The sequence below is a fragment of the Priestia megaterium NBRC 15308 = ATCC 14581 genome (genome assembly GCF_000832985.1).
In the GTDB taxonomy this organism is placed as follows: domain Bacteria; phylum Bacillota; class Bacilli; order Bacillales; family Bacillaceae_H; genus Priestia; species Priestia megaterium.
In genome coordinates this window covers 5,056,555-5,077,273 of the sequence record NZ_CP009920.1, presented here as the reverse complement: position 1 = coordinate 5,077,273, position 20,719 = coordinate 5,056,555, and the positions used below count along the sequence as shown (strand labels likewise).

General features: G+C 33.7%; 20 protein-coding genes and 1 pseudogene. 16 read left to right on the top strand and 5 right to left on the bottom strand.

Annotated elements, in window-relative coordinates; translation table 11 throughout:
• Positions 1–429 precede the first annotated feature (429 nt).
• The 6 genes and pseudogenes from BG04_RS26060 to BG04_RS26035 all read left to right on the top strand — a co-directional run bounded on the left by BG04_RS26060 (position 430) and on the right by BG04_RS26035 (position 6,537).
• Positions 430–675 carry a phosphatase PAP2 family protein gene (locus BG04_RS26060; RefSeq protein ID WP_034651180.1) on the top strand — a complete coding sequence of 82 codons (246 nt, stop codon included), beginning with the start codon at positions 430–432 and terminating at the stop codon, positions 673–675.
• A 58-nt stretch (positions 676–733) separates the two neighbouring features.
• Positions 734–1,453 carry a response regulator transcription factor gene (locus BG04_RS26055; RefSeq protein WP_034651183.1) on the top strand — a complete coding sequence of 240 codons (720 nt, stop codon included), beginning with the start codon at positions 734–736 and terminating at the stop codon, positions 1,451–1,453.
• Positions 1,431–2,783, top strand: coding sequence for a sensor histidine kinase (locus BG04_RS26050; protein ID WP_034651186.1), 1,353 nt, complete (start codon positions 1,431–1,433; stop codon positions 2,781–2,783). Before BG04_RS26055 ends, BG04_RS26050 begins: the two co-directional genes overlap by 23 nt.
• A gap of 589 nt (positions 2,784–3,372) precedes the next feature.
• The gene (locus BG04_RS26045) at positions 3,373–3,570 is read left to right on the top strand and encodes an IDEAL domain-containing protein (RefSeq protein ID WP_034651190.1); all 198 of its coding nucleotides are present in this window, start codon (positions 3,373–3,375) and stop codon (positions 3,568–3,570) included.
• 645 nt (positions 3,571–4,215) lie between these two features.
• Positions 4,216–5,343, top strand: a complete 1,128-nt coding sequence (locus BG04_RS26040; RefSeq protein ID WP_051975583.1) for a spore germination protein — start codon at positions 4,216–4,218, stop codon at positions 5,341–5,343.
• Positions 5,327–6,537: pseudogene (locus BG04_RS26035) on the top strand (Ger(x)C family spore germination protein). Before BG04_RS26040 ends, BG04_RS26035 begins: the two are co-directional and overlap by 17 nt.
• Positions 6,538–6,632: 95 nt before the next feature.
• On the opposite strand, the gene BG04_RS26030 reads toward BG04_RS26035, so the two are convergent.
• From BG04_RS26030 to BG04_RS26015, 4 genes are all read right to left on the bottom strand, one after another.
• Entirely contained in the window at positions 6,633–6,905 is a 273-nt protein-coding gene (locus tag BG04_RS26030) for an HU family DNA-binding protein (RefSeq protein ID WP_013083575.1), read from the bottom strand.
• 271 nt (positions 6,906–7,176) lie between these two features.
• Positions 7,177–8,523, bottom strand: a complete 1,347-nt coding sequence (gene brnQ / locus BG04_RS26025) for a branched-chain amino acid transport system II carrier protein (protein WP_034651194.1) — start codon at positions 8,521–8,523, stop codon at positions 7,177–7,179.
• 283 nt (positions 8,524–8,806) lie between these two features.
• Positions 8,807–9,034 (bottom strand): hypothetical protein, encoded by a 228-nt coding sequence (locus BG04_RS26020; RefSeq protein WP_034651196.1) that lies wholly within the window; start codon positions 9,032–9,034, stop codon positions 8,807–8,809.
• 49 nt (positions 9,035–9,083) lie between these two features.
• Positions 9,084–10,718: a glutamate/serine transporter AimA gene (locus BG04_RS26015; RefSeq protein ID WP_034655096.1), complete on the bottom strand. Its 1,635-nt coding sequence runs from the start codon at positions 10,716–10,718 to the stop codon at positions 9,084–9,086.
• 624 nt (positions 10,719–11,342) lie between these two features.
• On the opposite strand from BG04_RS26015, the gene BG04_RS26010 reads away from it, so the two are divergent.
• The 3 genes from BG04_RS26010 (at position 11,343) to BG04_RS26005 (ending at position 12,680) form a co-directional block, all read left to right on the top strand.
• Positions 11,343–11,627, top strand: coding sequence for an AbrB/MazE/SpoVT family DNA-binding domain-containing protein (locus tag BG04_RS26010; protein WP_034651199.1), 285 nt, complete (start codon positions 11,343–11,345; stop codon positions 11,625–11,627).
• Between the two features lie 105 nt (positions 11,628–11,732).
• Complete coding sequence (locus BG04_RS30435) at positions 11,733–12,041, top strand: hypothetical protein (RefSeq protein ID WP_230586544.1); 309 nt, start codon at positions 11,733–11,735, stop codon at positions 12,039–12,041.
• A 120-nt stretch (positions 12,042–12,161) separates the two neighbouring features.
• On the top strand, positions 12,162–12,680 hold the full coding sequence (locus BG04_RS26005; RefSeq protein ID WP_230586545.1) for a PCYCGC motif-containing (lipo)protein: 519 nt from the start codon (positions 12,162–12,164) through the stop codon (positions 12,678–12,680).
• A gap of 130 nt (positions 12,681–12,810) precedes the next feature.
• Here the strand turns inward: BG04_RS26005 and BG04_RS26000 are convergent, their stop codons facing one another.
• Positions 12,811–13,992, bottom strand: coding sequence for a YhgE/Pip domain-containing protein (locus BG04_RS26000; protein WP_034651201.1), 1,182 nt, complete (start codon positions 13,990–13,992; stop codon positions 12,811–12,813).
• Between the two features lie 189 nt (positions 13,993–14,181).
• Between BG04_RS26000 and BG04_RS25995 the strand changes: the two genes are divergently transcribed.
• From BG04_RS25995 to BG04_RS25965, 7 genes are all read left to right on the top strand, one after another.
• Positions 14,182–14,790, top strand: a complete 609-nt coding sequence (locus BG04_RS25995; protein ID WP_013083568.1) for a TetR/AcrR family transcriptional regulator — start codon at positions 14,182–14,184, stop codon at positions 14,788–14,790.
• A 786-nt stretch (positions 14,791–15,576) separates the two neighbouring features.
• On the top strand, positions 15,577–15,909 hold the full coding sequence (locus BG04_RS25990) for a carboxymuconolactone decarboxylase family protein (protein WP_013083567.1): 333 nt from the start codon (positions 15,577–15,579) through the stop codon (positions 15,907–15,909).
• A gap of 49 nt (positions 15,910–15,958) precedes the next feature.
• Complete coding sequence (locus tag BG04_RS25985; RefSeq protein ID WP_051975584.1) at positions 15,959–17,728, top strand: fatty acyl-AMP ligase; 1,770 nt, start codon at positions 15,959–15,961, stop codon at positions 17,726–17,728.
• 81 nt (positions 17,729–17,809) lie between these two features.
• Positions 17,810–18,847, top strand: coding sequence for a flavin-containing monooxygenase (locus BG04_RS25980; RefSeq protein ID WP_034651203.1), 1,038 nt, complete (start codon positions 17,810–17,812; stop codon positions 18,845–18,847).
• Between the two features lie 33 nt (positions 18,848–18,880).
• Positions 18,881–19,147 (top strand): acyl carrier protein, encoded by a 267-nt coding sequence (locus BG04_RS25975; protein WP_013083564.1) that lies wholly within the window; start codon positions 18,881–18,883, stop codon positions 19,145–19,147.
• Complete coding sequence (locus tag BG04_RS25970; RefSeq protein WP_034651205.1) at positions 19,144–20,313, top strand: LuxE/PaaK family acyltransferase; 1,170 nt, start codon at positions 19,144–19,146, stop codon at positions 20,311–20,313. The genes BG04_RS25975 and BG04_RS25970 overlap by 4 nt, the downstream gene beginning before the upstream one ends.
• Position 20,314: 1 nt before the next feature.
• Positions 20,315–20,719, top strand: coding sequence for an iron-sulfur cluster assembly scaffold protein (locus tag BG04_RS25965; RefSeq protein WP_034651207.1), 405 nt, complete (start codon positions 20,315–20,317; stop codon positions 20,717–20,719).

The window sequence follows — 20,719 nt, the reverse complement described above, 5'->3', positions numbered from 1 at the left end:
ATTCTGTCTTATCTGACTTTTTCACTCATTTGCTCAATCAGGTGAATACTCTACAAGGCTAAATGCAAACTTATAAAAATCCTAGATCATACTAATCTCCTCAACCGATTCATAAATATCCATGTTTTTCCCTTTCTGTTACATAGATTTTTTATCAACTCCTTAAACTATTGATTAGAAAAGCGAATAGTAATAGTCTCATGAAGCGTTTTCAAATAGGACGTTTTAAGTTTAGGGCTTGTAATTAAAAAAACATTAAAGATAACATTAAAAATTGATGAAAATGGTAGGTTTTTTGATAAATAATGCTACATTTAATGCAAAGAAGAAATTAGTCTTTTAAATTGCTCTTATTTTCAATTGAATTCAAGCATTAAAACAACAAATATAAAACAGCTTTCATCCAACTTTCCAAGTGAGCAGTCATTAATGGCGTTTGTTATTTATGCATTTGCTGTATTTATGCTGGTTCGACATTCTAAAAAGTTATGGATTCCTACATTAGCACCAATAGCAGCCATTCTTACTTTATTACTTATTGCAATCAGCCGTTTATTTCTCGGCTTACAATACCCAAGTGATATAGCAGCTGGGTATGTATTTGGTGGAGTATGGCTAGGATTGAATGTCTTATGTCTTGAAATTTTTCGACTAATGAAAGGTATTAGCGTATAACTGATTATAAATTAGAATATAAAGATCTCATTTTATTAGATATAAGAGGAGAATATAAATGAAAAAAAGCATTTTAATTGTTGAAGATGAAGTAATGATTGCACGAGCACTTCAAATTGAACTTGAGCATGAAGGATACCAAGTACTTGTTGAGCACGAAGGAAAATCCGGTCTTGAAGCTTCCTTAAATAGTAGCATTGATTTGATTTTATTAGACGTTATGCTTCCAGGTCTAAATGGAATTGAAGTTCTTCGAAGAATTAGAAAAAAAGACATCTACTTGCCCATTATTCTTTTGACAGCTCGTGACACCACGTTAGATAAAGTGATGGGGCTAGATCATGGGGCGAATGATTATATCACCAAGCCATTTGAAATAGAGGAAGTATTAGCTAGGGTACGTAATAGTCTTCGTCATAGAGCTATCGTTCAGGATGTTAGTAAAAAAAAAGATGTTCACTTATCAATAGAAGATTTATCTGTGAATTTAGAAACCAGAGATGTAATTAGACAAAACAAGCAGATTATATTAACACCAAAAGAATATGATTTGCTTGTTCATTTATTAAAAAATAAAAATATTGTACTAAGCAGGGACAATATTCTTTTGACCGTCTGGGGCTATGATTATGAGGGGGAAACGAATGTGGTGGATGTGTTCATCGGGCATTTAAGAAAGAAACTAGAAGAAGATACTACATCCCCTTTAATCCAGACCATCCGAGGAGTAGGATATGTGATAAGAAAGGATCAACATGAAAATCACTACCAAAGTTAACCTGTTCATTACCGTTTCTCTGTTACTTAGCTTACTTATTGTAAATGCTATTGTATTTTTCTTATTTATGAAAACGACTGTTAATATGGAAGCACATTTGGTTTCGAAAAACGCTAATGCCATGTTGAAGAAATATCCTATTTCCGAATCCTTAACATTAGACAAAAATCTTTTAAACTCTTACATGTCTACTCACTCTTTTATTCGAATCGTTGGGCCGGACTCTAAGGTTATTGATCAGGTCAGTAACGATAAAACTCTTGCTAAGAAAATCTCTCCCACCTTTTCGTCAGAAAAAGACTTTGAACTTAGACCTTTTCAAGAACATCAAAATTTGGTAGTTCATGTACCGATTTATCAAAATCAAAAAGTAGTAGGGACGTTAGAAATAAGTGAACGATTATCTGGACTAGAAAGCCGCAAAGACATTATCTTATCCATAATGGGGACCGTTACGGCTATCTCTGTTCTTATCTCTTTTCTAGCTGGTAGATGGTTATCAGCTATTATTATGAAGCCTATTGTATCCATGATTTCCACAATGGAGGATATTGAACAAAGTGGGACCTTGAAAAGAATTAGCATGGAAACTGAAACAAAAGATGAAGTGTACAAAATGGCAGCTACATTTAACCGTATGATTGGCAAACTTGAGGAAAATTCAAATAAGCAAAGACAATTTATATCGGATGCTTCCCATGAATTGAAAACACCTTTAACTATTATTAGCAGCTTTATTACGATTCTTAGAAGGCATGGAACACAAGATGAAAAAATAGCCAAAGAAGCAACCGAGGCAATTTATTTAGAAACAAATAGAATGAAAAGTTTAACTAAAACATTGTTAAGTTTAGCTGAATTAGAGGACGCCGAATCTGTTGATATGAAACCAGTTGATCTTGTTTCTCTCTGTACAATCCTTATCGATCAGTTTAAGCAAGTTTATGACCGGCCTATTATTCTGCATAAGAATTCTGAGTCAGTTTTCATCGAGGGAGATGAATTGAAGTTAAAACAAGTGATCATTATCTTTTTAGATAATGCTATCAAGTATAGTACCGATGTAATTGAGGTCTTTTTAGAAAGCAATCAACATAAAGGAATTATTCAAATAAAAGATTACGGAATCGGCATACCAGAAGAGGATCAACCTCATGTCTTTGAACGATTTTATCGAGTAGACAAAGCTCGCAAACGGGATTCAGGAGGAAGTGGTCTGGGATTAGCCATTGCTAAAAATATTGTCAGCCTTCATAAAGGAGAAATTCACATACAAAGCAAAGAACATGTAGGCACGGAAATCAAGGTCATTTTTTCTCTTAGGAACTAAAAAAGCCTATAGAATTAAGAACTAGTTCTAGAGGCCTTCATTTTACTTATATCGTAGAAAAACACTTTATTTGTCGTCAGTTAGAGTAAATAGTGAAACTTTAATTTTTATAAGTAAGTTTATCATTTTACTCCTTTATATAAAATACATTGAATTTGTATTTTGAAATGAATTTACTTTATTAAAAACGTATTAATAATAAAATGCTTGTAAATTTTATGTTGAAATAAAGTGAATAAAACAAATTCTTAAAAGTTAAGTGAAAGATAGGATGGTATATGATAAGAAGGGAATTTGCTAATTTGTCGTCCACGACGTTTAATTAATAAACATTGATCTTTAAAAGTTAATTTTCTCCTTGTATCTAATAAATAAAATAAATGATTAATTAATATCATTTCACTTTGACCGATTAATTATTAATTATGCAGTTATATCTAATCAAAGACATATGAAAAATATCTAAAAGGAAATAGGACCTAATCATGCATATTATTCTATATCTCACTTCATCTATCAACCTTGCATAAAAAAAGTGCAAAAGGGAATACTGTTTGCAAAAGAGAAAAGATAAAGGGGTTGACGTTTTATGGGAAATAATGCACTTAACGGAATGGATCGGGTTAATCCAAATTTACGTGATGAAATGTTGGCTGAATTGTTTTTGGATCAAATGATGAATGACTTTAAAAGAAGTAAAATCCTCGAGGAAATTGATCATTCCTTAAAGAATAAAGATAAAGAAACTTTTTTACGTTTAACAAAGAAATTAAAATCTGTATCTTAATAAAAACAATATAATATAGAAGAAACTCGTCAAAAGAAGCCTTTGCTCAACAAGAGCAAAGGCTTCTTTTCATAAATTTCTCCTATATTCAAATCGGATTAAGTTCCCTTTGTATAAGAAATAAACTGAAGAATAATACTACCTGGTAAATAAAAGAATTTCCCATGGAGTAAATAACGATATTTTAAGGGTGTTTGTGTCTAGATCCTCCTTAATATAAAGATAAATAGGGTGATTAGTATGGAGAAATCAATGGTTTCCTATCTTCCAGAGTGGCAAGTTTTTATGCAAGCGTTAATGGCATTTTTCATCCTATATATAATCTGCAGATTGTTTAATTGGACTCGTACTTCAGAGGAAGAGTGGTGAAAATGAAAACAAACAGGAATCTGTATCTAAAAATTCAGCTAATCCATTTACACGTGATTTCAATTCAAATGTAAAGGAAGTTAGAAAAGAAATTGGTCATAACTCTGAAGTTCATTTTAGGGAGTTTATTATAGGACGTACCGGCATTCGAGCATGTATTGTCTTCGTTGAAGGGCCATCAGATAAAGATCTTATTGATAAACATATTTTGTCATCATTGATGGCTGATTTTTCAGCAGAATCCTAATTGAAACAGCCTTACGAAAAGGGTAGCTTATGATGAAAGGAAGTGAACTGTGGGTAATGATCAATTCAAACGATCGTATTACGACACCTCAAGCAACTGTAGTTGTTATCAATTTTATACTTGGAACAGGAATTCTTACCTTGCCCCGGACAGTTGCGGAACAAGTAAAAACACCAGATGTTTGGTTAAGTGTTATTTTAGGCGGAATAATTGCCATGATAGCAGGAGTAATTATGGTGAAATTAAGTCAACGCTTCCCTGAAAAAACCTTTTATCAATACAGCCAAGAAATTGTAGGGAAATGGATGGGCAAGTTATTTAGTTTCTTCATAATAGGTTATTTTTTAGTACTTGGTGGGTTTCATGCCCGTTCATTGGCAGAAGTAACAGGATATCTATTGTTGGAAGGAACCCCTAAATGGGCTATTATTATGCCCTTTATGTGGGCAAGTCTCTACCTAATCAGAGGGGGGATAAATCCAATCGCTCGTCTATTTGAGATTATATTACCTATTACGGTTATTCTTTTTTTACTTGTTGCCTTTATGAGTATCAAAATATTTGAAGTAGACAATCTGCGCCCGGTACTAGGTTCAGGTATCACACCGGTGCTAAAAGGCATAAAAACAACTGCTCTTGCATTCACGGGTCCTGAAATCATGCTTTTAATATTGGCATTCATGAAAGAACCAAACAAAGCAGTAAAAGCTGTACTGATTGGTACTGCGATTCCTTTACTTCTTTATGTTATTACCGTCGTGATGGTTATCGGAGCGTTCTCAGTAGATGGAGTGGTTACGAGAACGTGGCCTACGCTTGATTTAATAAGAAGTTATGAATTAACTGGGTTAATATTTGAACGCTTTGATTCTCTGTTGCTGGTGGTATGGATTATGCAAATGTTTACTTCTTTTACTGTTAACCATTACGCTGCTTCATTAGGACTATCTCAACTTTTCCAAAAGAACATTCATCCATTTATGTATGGCGTGCTTCCCGTTATTTATCTTATTTCCATGATCCCCAAAAACATCAATGATGTATTTAAAGTAGGGGATATGGTTGGCAACGCTGCCTTAGTTTTATTTGGCTTTTTGCCGCTGCTGCTTCTCATTATTTCAAAAGTAAAGGGGAGAAAGTATGAAACAAACCTTTAATCACGTACAGTTCTTATTGGTTTTTCTCTCTGTTTTTTTGCTCGTTCCTCTGACGGGCTGCTGGAGTAGTCATGAAATTGAAGAAAGAAGTTTAGGGGTAGGTGTGGCGCTCGATAAGGGGAAGGAGTCCATGATTGAAAAAGAATTTGAGGAACAAGGAGGGGGATATGCGAGAAAGAACCTGATTACGTCAACCTATCAACTTATCACCCCACAAGTGGCAAGTTCAACCACTAAACAAGGAGGTCCTCAACAGAAATCTTATGTGAATGTGTCTGAAACAGGAGATTCTGCTTTTCAAATGCTTCGTGAATTATCTTTAAGAAGTGATACTCCTTAACTAGTCCCCATATGAAAGTGATGGTTATCGGTGAGGCCCTTGCACGATCGTATAGTTTGGAACAATTAGTGGATCAAAGTCTTCGGGACAATGATTTTAGACCAAGTTGTCTGATGTTTATTAGTAAAGGAAGAGCAAGCGACACACTCGAATCAAAAACAGCAGGAGAGATCCCAGCATTTCGTTTGTCTGCAATGGTAGAAAACCCCTATCGAACAACGAGAATTTTACCTCCTATGCCGCTTATTAAACTGGAGAGCAAGATCCAATCACGGTCTAGTTTTCTGTTGCAAAATATAGTATCAGCAAATGGAGAAATCAAATTTGCGGGTGCTGCCATAATTAAAGGGAAAACAAACAAAATGATTGGTTTTTTGAATGAAGAAGAACTAGATGGTCTGACTTGGATCACAGGAAAAGGGAAAGGCGGTCTAGTGAAAAGCTTTAATGAAAAGACTGGTCAGCTGATTGTATACGAAATAGAATCTATGAAAAGCCATATTGAACCTCATGTTAAAGGAAATAGCATTTCCTTCAATGTGCATATTGAAGCCGAGGGGAGGCTATCTGAAAATTGGGTGGTCTCAGGAAATCCTTTAAAAAATCAATTTTTACAGAAGGTGCAAAAAAACTCAGAAAAAAAAGTGGAGCATCTTGTAAAAAACACGGTAGAAAAAATGCAAAAAGAATATAAAGTCGATGTGGCCGGGTTCGGAAATCAATTGAGAATTAAGAGGCCCAGAGTATGGATGAGGGTTAAAGCCAATTGGGATCAAACATTTAGTGAAGTTCCAATTAACTATGATGTGAAATTAATGATTAAAGATTATGGAGCGTCAGGATCAACGAAGTAAGCTTTCAAGTTTAACTTTGCTTATTTTGATGTCAAAAATGAAAGAAAGCTCCAAGGAATAACCTTGAGGCTTTCTGAAAAGTATTCACCCTATACTTATTTAAGAGCTTCTTTTAATTCTTTTCCGGGTTTAAACGCAGGAACTTTGGAAGCTGGAATCGTCATTTCTTCACCAGTTTGGGGATTACGTCCGGTACGAGCTGCACGTTCACGTACTTCAAATGTGCCGAATCCAATCAATTGAATTTTTTCTTCATTAGCAAGTGTATTAGAAATCGTTTCAAACAATGCATCTACAGCTTTTTTAGTATCTTGTTTCGTTAGTTCTGATTTTGTTGCAACTGCATCGATTAATTCAGCTTTTTTCATATGTAAATACCTCATTTCTTATTGCATATATAGTATGTATATGTAGAACATATCACAGTCTTTATAAAATGTTCAAACATAAGCACTCATTTGATGATTTAAAAAGTTATCTAATAAACTAGATGCTGAGATTTGCTCTAAGACAAAATGAACCCCATTCAAGACAGAAGAAACTCGTCAAAAAGGGAGCTGTGCTCAATAAGAACAAAGCTCCCTTTTGATGATTTTCTCCTATTTTCAAATGGATGTAACCTTTGCATTAGAATATTTATTATTTATTCAGTCTAGATGAACTGTAATTAAGAAGGATTTTTACTTGTACTATGCTAAAACCTATTAATCCCCCAATAATAGCTGGACCAATCCACCCTAGTCCTACTTTGTACATAGGAAGAACTCTAATAAAGAAACTATTAATAGATGAAATGTGAATACCGCCCGTATTTAATCCATCAAATAGACTAATAATAAATGTCAAAAGTAAGCTCCCTTGATAAACTTCAGTTTTTCCTTTAAATAAAGGATGAAAAAAAGTTAAGAATATCAATACAATAGCTAATGGATAAATAGCTGTTAATAGAGGTATAGAAATAGCAATTAACTGCGTTAACCCGATGTTAGCAACGATTGCACTAAAACCACATAGACTAATAGCAAGTATTTTATAAGGTACCTTTGGAAATAGTTTATGAAAGAATGAAGAACAAGAAGCAACAAGTCCTACACTAGTTGTTAAACAAGCTACCGTAATCATTAATCCTAATAATATTCCACCGTAAGCTCCAAAATAATAATTCGAGACTTTTACCAAAACAGTACCTCCGTTATCTAAGTGTCCAAGTTTTTCTACACTTGAAGCACCCATGTAAGAAAGAGCCGTATAAATGGTTATTAGGATAATAGCAGCAATTCCTGTGGCTTTTGCACAAATAGTCATAATGTGTTTTTTTGTTTTTGCGCCTTTTTCTTTAATAGCATTAATAATAATAATTCCAAAAACAAAAGCTGCAAGAGCATCCATTGTTAAATAACCTTCCTGAAATCCCTTGAAAAATGAGTGGATTTTATAGTTCTTCGTAGGCGCCTGGAAATCCCCAATAGGATGAATAAAAGCCATCGCTACAAGAATCCCAATAAATGTTAACTTAATAGGGGTTAGGAATTTTCCGATAATATTGATAGTTTTAACAGGATTTAGTGAGAAAAAGCATGTGATGCTAAAAAAGATGATGGTGAAAATAAATAAAGGTATGTGGTCTAGATCTTCCGCCAAGAAAGGTTTGATGCCTATCTCAAAAGAAACGGTTCCTGCTCTTGGTATGGAAAATAAAGGACCAATCGCTAAATAAAGTACGGTTGTAAATACAAGAGCAAACACAGGGTGTACGCGACTCGCTAGTGACTGTACATCATCTTTCCCCGAAAAACCAAATGCTAACACACCAAGTAACGGTAACCCAACTCCGGTTACTAAAAATCCGGCATTAGCTGACCAAATATTTATTCCTGCTGATTGACCAAGCATTGGCGGGAAAATTAAATTTCCTGCCCCGAAGAATAGAGCAAATAACATTAAACCAATAACTAATATAAATGAAAATGGCACTTTATCCGACATATAAAACCTCCATAAAATAACAGCTTTCACTATTGTTATATAAATGAAACAAGAGACGAAAAGAATGTACAGTGTTTTTTAGAAAACTTTTCGGCCTTTTTATGTTTTGACTTCTCGTGGCATTACGATAGTTAGGAATTCGACTTTTCCTATAGCCCTCGAACATATGAGAAAAGAGAAAAAGATGCCCTAGGCATCTAATAAGACAAGTAAAATATCTCAATAACATCGTCAAAAGAAGCTTTTGCTATTGTAAGTAAATTCCCTTTTAGAAGAGTTTCTTCTATTCTAAATTATGTCCATGAGATGGGACGGACTTAAATCTTAAAATCTTTACATTTTGAATGAACACTCTTTCTTTTGTAGATATATCCAATTTAGCTAACCTTACAATTTCATCTGGATCATTAATGGATTGCATGACTATGGAATTATTAATTATTTTATTATTTTTTAATATAGAATAGTCTACCGTAAAGATTTTTAACTTTCCTACCTTATTTTTCAACATAACAACTATCTCCACATACTTATAAAATACTTGTATTAGAAACCAATTTTTATACAGCTTTTTCTTTATCTAATTGAGATTTTATTGTTCTCTCCCTTAATTTCATTTCTTCATTTACTTTGGTGGCTTCCTTGAGGTATTCTGTTTTAAATCCACTCTTTACAGCCCAAACATAAAAAACAAGAGACAAACATGTAATGATAAGCATGTCCCAACCGTATGGAATAACATTTATTCCACCAAATTTTTCACTTCCTAAATATGAAATAACCATCATACATAATAAGTAAGTAACCATCCAAAGTCCAGCTAAGAAGTTCTTCTGGAACCCCTTCCATTTCAACTTTGCTTGATAATAAAAGTAAATAGGAAGACCCATCATAATAATGAATAACACCTGTCCTGTAAGTGGCCACCTCGCCCAGTACAGAGTTAATGACGCAAATATAAAACCCAGTGGCGCAATAATACTTAATCCCTTTAGACGTAATGGTCTGTACAACTCTTTTCCCGTTCTTCTTAACGTCATGGCTGTAACAGGTCCGGTAATATAAGAGATTAATGTCGCAACTGAAATAATTTCAGCTAATACACCCCAACCTCTAAATAGAAATAAGAAAATGAATGATACGGCTAAATTGAAAAACATTGCTTGACGTGGCACACCATAAATAGGGTGCAATTTCCCTAAAACACCAGGTAAATATTTATTCTTTTCCATACCGTATATCATACGAGATGTGGTAGCAGTATAGGTTATTCCCGTTCCAGAAGGAGAAACAAATGCATCAGCGTACAATATAATAACAAGCCAGTTAATACTTAGAGCAATAGCCAAATCAGCAAATGGAGAGTTGAAATTAAGGTGACTCCATCCATGAACAACCATAGAAGGGTCAACTGCTCCAATAAACGCAACCTGTAATAAGATATAAATAACGGTAGCAATTAGAATCGATCCTACTACAGCTAATGGAATAGAACGCCCAGGATTCTTTGCTTCTCCAGCCATATTAATAGGGCTTTGAAAACCATTAAATGCAAATACAATACCGGACGTTGCTACCGCCGTCAGTACGCTTGCCCAACCATTTGGCGCGATGCCTTCTTCAGACGTAAAATTTCCACTATGAAAACCGGCAAATAAAAGTGATCCAATTGTTAAGCCAGGAATCACGATCTTAAAGATTGTGATGAGTGAATTTGCTTTGGAAAAAAGACTTACTGTCCAATAATTTAATAAGAAATAAATAAGTAATAAAACGGAAGCAATGCCTAATCCAGGTAAAGTAAGCGTGCCGTTTTTCACTAAACTATTTGTCCACTTTGCCCAGTCCCAGGGCCAAGAACTCATATATTGTACAGAGGCAACAGCTTCAACTGGGATAACAGATACAATAGCAATCCAGTTTGCCCAAGCAGCAATAAATCCAAGAAACGATCCATGAGAATATTGTGTATATTTAACCATACCTCCTGCTTCCGGAAACATAGATCCCAGCTCGCTGTAAGAAAGTCCAATAAATAAAATAACAATCATACCGATAATCCAGGAAATAATAGCAGCAGGTCCAGCAATTTGGGCTGCTCTCCATGCTCCGAATAACCAACCTGAACCAATGATGGAACCTAGTCCAACCATTGTTAAAGAAAAAGTTCCCATCCTACGCTGTAAATGATTCATTTTTTTAACCTCTCTCATATAAGTTGTAGTAATTATAGAAAGACTATTACACCCTCCATAGTCCCTTTCTTAGTAAGGGAAGGATTATAGTAGATATCGTAGTCTGCTTAGCTTCAAAAGGAGTTGATATATCAGCGTAACTTTAAGAGATAGTGATACTCCTTTAGGTCATTAATAAGGATACAATGAGAGCAATTTTTTTCTGTAGTTAGTTTATAAATATCTTCACTCCATTAAAGTAGAATTTTATTAAACGCTTTCATTTTTCCTCAACGAAATCGTATCTTTAATTTATAATAGGAACTATATAATCATACAGAAAACGACAAAAATTATAAATTTTTTAAATTTTTTTGTGAATGATTTAATAAGGAAGAAGTGCGTATTCTCCATTATTTAAATATAGAAACATTTAATGTTGTCATATATGGATTTAAATACTTTTTTACATATAAATAATTTAATGGATATTATTGGCTGATTTTATGTAGATTTTTGTTTAATTCTGTAGTTTGTATCATAAAATGAGGCTTAATAAATCTTTGTTATTAGTTTAAATTCATATATTACTTTTATTAAAAGAAAATAAACAAGAAAAAGATGATTTAAATTAGGAGTGAGAAAATGAAAAAAATAGGGCTGATTAAAGGTCTGGGTAAATTTGGACGTATCACATTCCCTAGTGAACTACGACGAACCTTAGGGATAAAAGGCAGTGAGAGTTATGTGGAGATGTCTATAGAAAATGAAGCAATAATTATCGAAAAATGTGGCGAAAGTAAACCCTGTGCTATCACTGGTAAGGTAAGTGATAAAAATAAAGTGTATATAGGTAATATCGTGCTAAGCTCAGAAGGAGAAAAGATTTTATTACAACAATTAATTGATATAGAAAAACCGATTGAGTGACCATTCTTTCATAATGTCATTACTGATATTACATTTGGTATAACCGCTATATACCAATTAATTTCTGTGTTCGTAGCCACCATTTTACACCAGATTCCAAAGTGCATGGCAATCGTGACTATTCTTTCTGTAGCAAAAGTAACTCAATTATCCTTTTTACTAATTGTAGCCTTCTTATCTTTATCCTTAGGTGGGAGTTTATTAATTGGAGAAAGCGTACAAGCCTCCTCACTTAAATTACAAGCTTTATCTACTAGGGGAGCAATCGGTACATTGTCCTTGGTTATCTTTCATGAAGTAATAGGCCAGGCTGTAACTTATTTTAGACTTCTACATGTATGGATGCTTATAGGTTTAGGAGTATTAATTATTTACGTTTATCGGTATTCACTTTCACTATTTCATGGTCATTAAAGGGATTTTATTATTAGTTGTTTTAAAAACGACAAGAATGATGGATATACCTTGTAGGTTAAACTTTTCATTACTATTAGAGAATTAGTTACTAATATAATAGTAGGAAGGGTGTCCTAGTTGCATAAAAAGTCTTTAGTCGTATTAATCATGTTAATAGTAAGCATAGTTTCTACAGCCTGTTCAAATTCAAGCGAAGAAACAGCTAGTAAAGAAAAAACAAATGCTACAAAGAAAGAGCATCAACAACATTCAGAAAACATTAGTCGTGACATAAAGGAAGAAACAGCTAGTAATGAGGTTTTACCTGAATTTTTGAAGGATAAATCAGAAGAGATGCAAACCATTTACGCGAATGCTGCCCAAAACAAAGAGCTACTAGAGAATATTCCATGCTACTGTGGCTGTGGTGAATCGGCGGGGCATAGAAATAACTATGATTGTTTTATCCATGAGAATATAAGAGATGGAAAGGTAATATGGGATGACCATGGAACAAAATGTGGTGTTTGTCTCGAAATAGCAGCTCAATCCGTTTCTGATTTGGAATCTGGTAAATCAATTAAACAAATTCGTCAATCAATTGATGAAAAATATAAAAGTGGTTATGCAAAACCAACGCCAACTCCTGAAGTTTAAGGTCAAGTATAGGCTTTTAGCTGACATGTAATTAAAGATATCAAAAGGTTAATTAAAACAAATAGGACCTTGAGAAGAGTAAGTTATATATCTTGCTCTTCTCAAGGTCTTTTTTATTAATACATAAAAATTACTTTTCTACAGCTACCATTGTTTTTTCTTTACTTGTTGTTTTGAGTATAGAGAGCGACATGATTATAAATGAAGCCACACCTATCATTCCTAGAACAAATAAATAGCTTTCAATATCATGCCCTCCAAAGTAGAAGATATTACGTAGACCTTCTACACTGTATTTAAAAGGAACCCATGAATAAAACCAATCTTGAGTTACTGTAGGTAGAAACTCTGGAGGTAAATTTAATACCGGAATTGAGAAGAGAAAAAGTAAGATGAATAATGGAACCCCTACCAATCCTAACCAATTTAAAATAGCGTTTTGAAGTAAATAAAACATAAATGCAGTAAATAGTAAAAATAAGAATGTTGCCTGGAAGTCAGATATATTAACGTTTAATACATTATCGGTAAATAAAAGGACTGTAGAAGCAATGGCGGTTGCAAATAGGAATCCTGCAACTAATTGAGCTAAAATAGATCGGATACTTATACGCCCATTTGTAACCTTCTTCATAATAATAAAATGAATAACAGAACTAATAATGACTGCGATCCATATTATTTGTGTAAATAATACAGGGGCATTTCCATTAGCTGTATGATCTCCGACTTCGTTAACTGTTTCATTCTTCACAAGTAAAGGACTGCTCAAAAGTTTAGCTTGCGAAGGAGTAATAGTAGCTTTATTAGTCTCTAACTGGGTAAAAACATTATCCTGAATTTGCCCAGTTATTTTAGAAAGCAATTGATCGATAACCTGCTTTGTTGTATTAGCAGCCGTGTAATGCATTCCTTGATTAATAATTACCTCTACTTCTGGCTTTTGTGGTGAAGGAGATTGAAGTGACAAAATTTGTTGAGACATATTCTCTGGAATCACAATCGTTGCATAGTATTTCTTTTCATTCATTGCACTGATAGCATCTTCTCTTGCGTCAATCACTGACCACTTAAAAGGAATATCTTTATTATCTAGTAACGTTTCCTTATATTGTTCACCAGCATTCAGTTTTGTCTTATTAGGCAGTTCAGCACCTTTATCATTTACTACTAATGCAACTGGCAAGTCCTCCGGAGTGGGATTAACAATTGACCCTATGAAAGCAATACTAAAAATCATAACGACAATGACAATTCCTAGTAAGCTCCCCCAAAATCTTTTTTGTGAAAAAAAACTCTTAAATACGCACACGTAATCTCCCTCCTGAACATCTTGTTTTCATTGACAGGGCGTTGCATAAGGAACGCCTTGTTATATACAATGTAATTATATTCCTTATCTTCACATACTCAATAATCAATATTGTGCTATTTGTTATATATACAACAAATGAGTGCTGAGTGTTAATTAAAACTGAAATCATAGACAGGTGATGAGAAAATGTTTAAAAAAACAGATTTGCGTGTTATTCGAACAAGAAAAATGATTAAAGAATCGTTTATTGATTTAATCCAAGAGAAAGGCTATGAATCTATTACCATTAGGGATATTGCAGACAATGCATTAATTAACAGAGCTACTTTTTATCTTCACTATGTAGATAAGCAGGATTTGGTGGATAAATTAATTGACGAAGTTTTTGAGGAACTAACAGATATTATTAACCCTTGTATATACATCCAAAAGAAAAGAGTGAACATATCGCAATTTCAATCAATGATTGAAGCTATATTTACAAATATTTTCCATCATGCTACGTTTTATCAAATCATGTTAAGTGAAAAAGGGGTACATGGATTTAATCGCAGAATGCAAGAGGTTATTCAAGAGAAATTTAGAAAAGAATTCGCCACAATAAATTTACAAGAACAAAAGTTTTCAACTCCTCCTGAATTATTGATACATTTCATTTCTTCAGCATTGATTGGGACAGTAGAATGGTGGGTTAATAATGATTTAGTCTATTCTCCTAAACATATGGCAGTGCAGTTAGTTCACTTAGTAACGATTGGTCCATTACAGTCTTCAGGTTTTGAAATTGAAGCATAAGATAAAATTAAGCTTGTAAAGAGTTCCAAACTCACTTCAATAAGCAATTTTGAAAACATCAGCATCACCTAGTTTTTTATAAAAAATGGGATTATATCTAGAATAAGTTCCAGAAGAGATCTTGAATGTAGATAGATATAATTCCTCAATCTATCCTTATCATTTTTTACCTTTATTCCCAAATGTAAATTTCATTCTTTTTTTAAAAATTTTTTGTACCATTCTTATTTAGCAAAAATGGTAACGTTGTCATATGTTTTAACATTCAAAAAAATGTTTGAGTGTTATAGAAACATATTATACGTAGTGAATATCTCACTTCTAAATAAAGATTCATCTGCTCTAAAAAAACATCTGAACTTTCTTATATCTTATAGTCCTTTTATTTTTATAAAACTTCCTAAAAATACTGACTGAAATGAATTTTGCTTTGATTTTATCAATATAATTTTAAGTATAATACTGTACTTATCCGAGTGGATAAGTAGACTTTATTTCACCTCCTAAAAGTCTTGTAAAATAGTTATTAAATTATTCTTAAATTTGGAATAAAGTGATTGACAACCCAAAATATTGTTTGTAGAATCCATTTGTAGCTACCATTTTTACAAATAGAGGTAATTATAGGTTAATTTTCTTCTGTTTTGATGTAGTAAAATATTACCATTATGGAGAAGAGGTGGAAAAATCGCCCGATAATTAAATGAGTTTTTATTATTTTAAAGTAGTTTGTTTAATTCTTTATGATAGTTACTTATATTTAAACAATGATGGGAGAAATAAAAGATGTCAGACGATACTTTATATAAAAAATCATATTTAAATAGATTAGGGGAATTAAAGGAAAGATCACCAAAAGTTGCAGCAAAATTTATGCAGTTTGAACACGAAGTCTTTAATACAGGTACGATTCCTCCTAAAATAAAAGAGTTGATCGCTATTGCTGTAGCGCATACAACAGGATGTCCATATTGCATTGAAGCTCATGTAGCTAAGTATAAAAAACTAGGTGGAACTATGGATGAAATTTTAGAAGCAGTGACTGTAGCAGCTGCGCTTAAAGCTGGGGCTGCAATTAGTCATAGTGTAAATGCCATCAATGCCTTCGAAAGAGAGTGAATTTTTTAGTTTGTTAATTTTAGAACATATAAAATGAGGTGTAGGCGGCGTGGAAAAATTGATAGACAACCCTACTATTCCAAATAGTAGTTATTCTTCAATGATTGACTTGTTATCTCATAAGGCGAGGGTTCATCCTGAAAAGGTGGTCTACACATTTTTATATAATGACAACAAGGATGAAATTAATATTACCTATCAAGAACTTCACACGTGTGCTAAGCAAATCGCTGGTTACCTACAACATTTAGGTTTAGAAGGACAACGAGCTCTTTTAATGTATCCATCTGGAATAGACTACATTAAAGCTTTTCTAGGTTGTATCTATGCGAATGTAATACCCGTTCCCGTGTATCCTCCTGGGTTGAGCAGGAATATGTTACGTTTAAAAGCGATTATGGACGATGCAGCTACTAATATTATTTTAACAACTACGTACCTGCATTCAAAAATAAGTTTTCATTTCTCAGATGAACTTTCAAGCATGAATTTAAAGTGGATTCCGATTGACGATATATCTCATGATTATCAAGATGATTGGTCACAACCAAAGATAGATAAAGAATCTTTAGCCTTTTTACAATATACTTCAGGATCTACATCTTCTCCTAAAGGAGTAATGGTCACTCACGGTAATATTTTGCATAATGAAGCCATGATTAAAACAGCTTGTCAGCATAACGAGGATACAGTCATGCTCGGGTGGCTACCAATGTATCATGATATGGGGTTAATAGGTAACATTCTACAACCACTATACCTTGGGGCCAAATGTGTATTTATGTCGCCAATGGATTTTTTACAAAAGCCTTTTCGATGGCTAAGTGCTATCTCAAAGTACAAAGCAACTATTAGCGGTGGACCCAATTTTGCTTATGACTTATGCCTAAAAAAGATTACAGATGAACAAAAGAGGCAGCTTGATTTAAGTACGTGGGAAGTTGCTTTTAATGGGGCTGAACCCGTGCGTTATGAAACTATTCAAAAGTTCGCCCAGGCTTTTAAAGATTGTGGTTTTAAACTAAATCAATTTTTTCCGTGCTACGGTATGGCTGAAGCAACTTTATTTATAACAGGTAATGAAAAATTAACAAAGCTTGTCTCCAAAGGCTTTTGCAAGGAAAGTCTCCTAGAAAATAAAGCTATAGAGCGACCGTTAAATTCTGAAGATTCAGTTAAATTAGTTGGTTGCGGTATGACTTGGCTTGATCAGAAAGTAGAAATTGTTAATACCGATTTCTTAACCACATGTGCATCAAATGAAATAGGTGAAATTTGGATTAAAGGAAACAGTATAGCAAAAGGGTATTTTGGACGGGAACAAGAAACAAATTATGCGTTTAATAATACAGTGAAAGACACAAACGAAAATGGCTTTTTAAGAACTGGGGATTTAGGGTTCTTTCATGAAGGCCAGCTTTTTGTAACAGGTAGACTGAAGGATGTCATTGTAATGAGAGGGAAAAACCATTACCCGCAAGATATTGAATTAACTGTGGAAAAAGCAGATCAAGCTATTATTTCAGGAGCCAGCGCTGCCTTTTCTGTTGATATTAATGAGGAAGAGAAGTTGATTATAGTTGCTGAAATCGAACGTAAATATAGGCCTAGATCGCATAAGGAAAAAGAGTTGAAAGGTTATTTAGACAATGTTTTAAGAAACATCCGTCAGCAAGTAATGGAGGAACATGAAGTTCAGCCATATGCTATTTACCTTTTAAAGACTAGCAGTATACCAAAAACATCTAGTGGGAAAATCCAAAGACATGCTTGTAAAAAAGCGTATTTAAATAATGGCTTAGAGGTTTGGCATAATTAAATTCGTTCTTTTCCCTCTTTTCCTAATGAATTCATCCTATTAAGCATAATGTACTTACTATTGTTGAAGGAGGGATGTTAAATGGGAAATTCATATAACACAATTGTAATTGGCGCTGGACAAGCAGGACTAGCTATTGGCTATTATTTAAAACAAAAATCCCTTTCGTTTTTAATTATAGATTCTAATAGTAGAGTCGGGGACTCTTGGCGTCATCGTTACGATTCTTTAATCTTGTTTACACCTAGATCTCATAGTGCACTACCGGGTATGAATGTAGAAGGGTCGCCACATGGTTACCCTAACAAAGATGAGATTGCCGATTATTTAGAGAATTATAGTCGTCATTATAATCTTCCAGTTCAACTAAATACAGCCGTTATTAATTTATTTAAAGAGAATGAGCAGTTCCACCTCGTTACTAATAAGGGTAATTACGTAGCGAAAAATATAGTAGTTGCGACTGGTCCCTTTCAAAAGCCCTTTGTACCAGATGTTGAGAAAGATGTCTTAAAAGACATTTTTCAAATTCATGCAGCTCATTATAAAAACCCGACTCAATTAAATGAAGGAACGACTTTAATAGTGGGTGCTGGTAATTCAGGGGTACAGATTGCAACGGAGTTAGCTGAAAGCAGAGAAGTTTATCTATCTGTAGGTAAACGGATGAAATTCCTACCCTATACATTACTGAATAGGAGTGTTTTTTGGTGGTTCCAAGTGCTTGGAGTATCAAAAGCAACTATCCATTCAAAATTGGGGCAGTTTATGAAAAAAAATGATCCAATTATAGGGAAAGAGTTAAAACCACTGCTAAGTAGAGGCGTTGTTAAAAAGGTTTCAAAAGTTTCAAAGGCAGATGGTAAGAGTTTAATTTGTCAAAATGGGGAGAAGGTCCAACCAGAGAATATCATCTGGGCCACTGGTTACCACAATGATTACGAATGGATTGAAATCCCTAACATAATTGATAAAAACAATAATGTAATTCATGATCGAGGCATAACAAAAGAAAAGGGTCTTTACTTTCTAGGGTTATCATGGCAATACCGACGAGGTTCCGCCTTATTATTAGGGGTTGGAGAAGACGCCAAGTTCTTAGCAAATCATATAACTTAATTCATATGAAAAGTTTTAGTGGGGGTCCTAATTATGGAAAACGATAAGATTTTTATGATGATAAGAGAGTCTATTTTAGTTTTTTCACCTTTAAAAGAAACGGATATTAAAATAGATAGCAATTTGTCCGGAGATTTATCACTGGATTCAACTGACCGTTTAGAACTTGTCTTAGATTTAGAGCAAAAGTTAGATATTAGCATTCCAACTGAGGACTATGGCTGGTGTAAAACGATTGAGGACGTTGTGTTGTTAGTAAAACAAATACAAGCTCAGAACACTAAGGAGGCTGTTAAATGAACTTATCTACTAAGTTAAAAGAACTAGGATTATCCCCATTAAATACATTAGTCGGCAGTGCCCATAACCTTTATAAAATGCCTTTTGATACAGTAAATGAATATAAAGGCAGCGTTATTGCAGATAACTTTAACTATCATTATGAAAATAACGAATTTTATCGTGATTTATGTAAAAAGAAAAACATTAGCCCTCAGGATATAAAGAGTTTTAATGATTTAGCAAAAATCCCTTTAATTCCAGTTCAAACATTTAAACAATGCGATTCTCATCTTCTTATGACATCGAAATTAAATGAAGTTGAATTCGAAATGAGAAGTACAGGAACAAGTGGTATTCCTAGTGTATCTCGTCGTGATCGATTAACGATGGATAGTGCATTTGATAGTGTTGTAACCACCTATAGGGAGTTCTTTAAGTTCTCCAGAGGGATGGGATTATTTCTTTTCCCACCAACTGAAGAAATGCCTGAAATGGGAATGGTAAAAGCACTGAACGTTTTTGCTGGTTTATTAGATGGTAGCGTTAATTTAGTAAAGAAAATAACATTCAACCCCGAAAAAGCTGTAGAAGTCTTACAGAGTTGGGATGGAAAGCACACTAGACATATAGTAGGCCCTCCATTTTTAGTATATAGATTAATTAAATATTGTATGGATCGCAATATTAAACTTAATTTAGAAAAGAATAGCTTTATTATTACGCTTGGAGGATGGAAAAGGTTCACTGGTGAAGAAATTCCACGAGGAGAATTTAATGAGCTTTGTCATGAATACTTAGGTGTTCAATCATACAATGTAAGGGATATGTATGGATTAGTAGAAGCTAATATGCTTGCAGTAGAATGCCATAAACAAGAAAAACATATTCCACCATGGGTACACGTTTCTATGCGTAATCCACACAATGTCTTAGAAGAAGTTGAATATGGAGAAAGAGGCGTTATTGCTATTTATGACCCAACTTCTATTTCTTATCCAGGCTTCATTCTGACAGAAGATGTTGGATATTTAAGAAAGGATACATCTTGTGAATGTGGCCGTAATGGACAGACGTTAGTATATATTTCAAGGATGCCAGGCGTGGAAGTAGGTTGTTGTGCAATTAACCTTGAAAAGTTTATCGAAGAAAAAGAAAAAGGCATGGCTATCAAAGGAGGAATTTAAAATGTTCAATGATATAATCTGTGATCATTTTATGAATCCTAGGAATATTGGTGAACTTACAGATGCGGACTATGTGATTGAAATCAGTAATCCTATTTGTGGTGATACAGTACACATGTATTTAAGGTTAAACCAAGAGGTTATCTCCGATGTGGCTTATAGAGCTTATGGATGTTCTACGTCTATTGCTACAGCAAGTATTGTTTCAGAAAAAATAGTTGGTATGTCTAAAGCTGAAATTTCGTCTATTACACGAAATAACGTTGTTGAATGGTTAGGTGAGTTAGAACCTTCACAGCTTCACTGTGTGGATATTGCTTTAAATATTCTAAATCAGTGTGCAAATCCAACAAAAAAGAAATTTGAACAGAAAGAGTTTCTGATAGAAGGGGAAGGTGCATTTTAA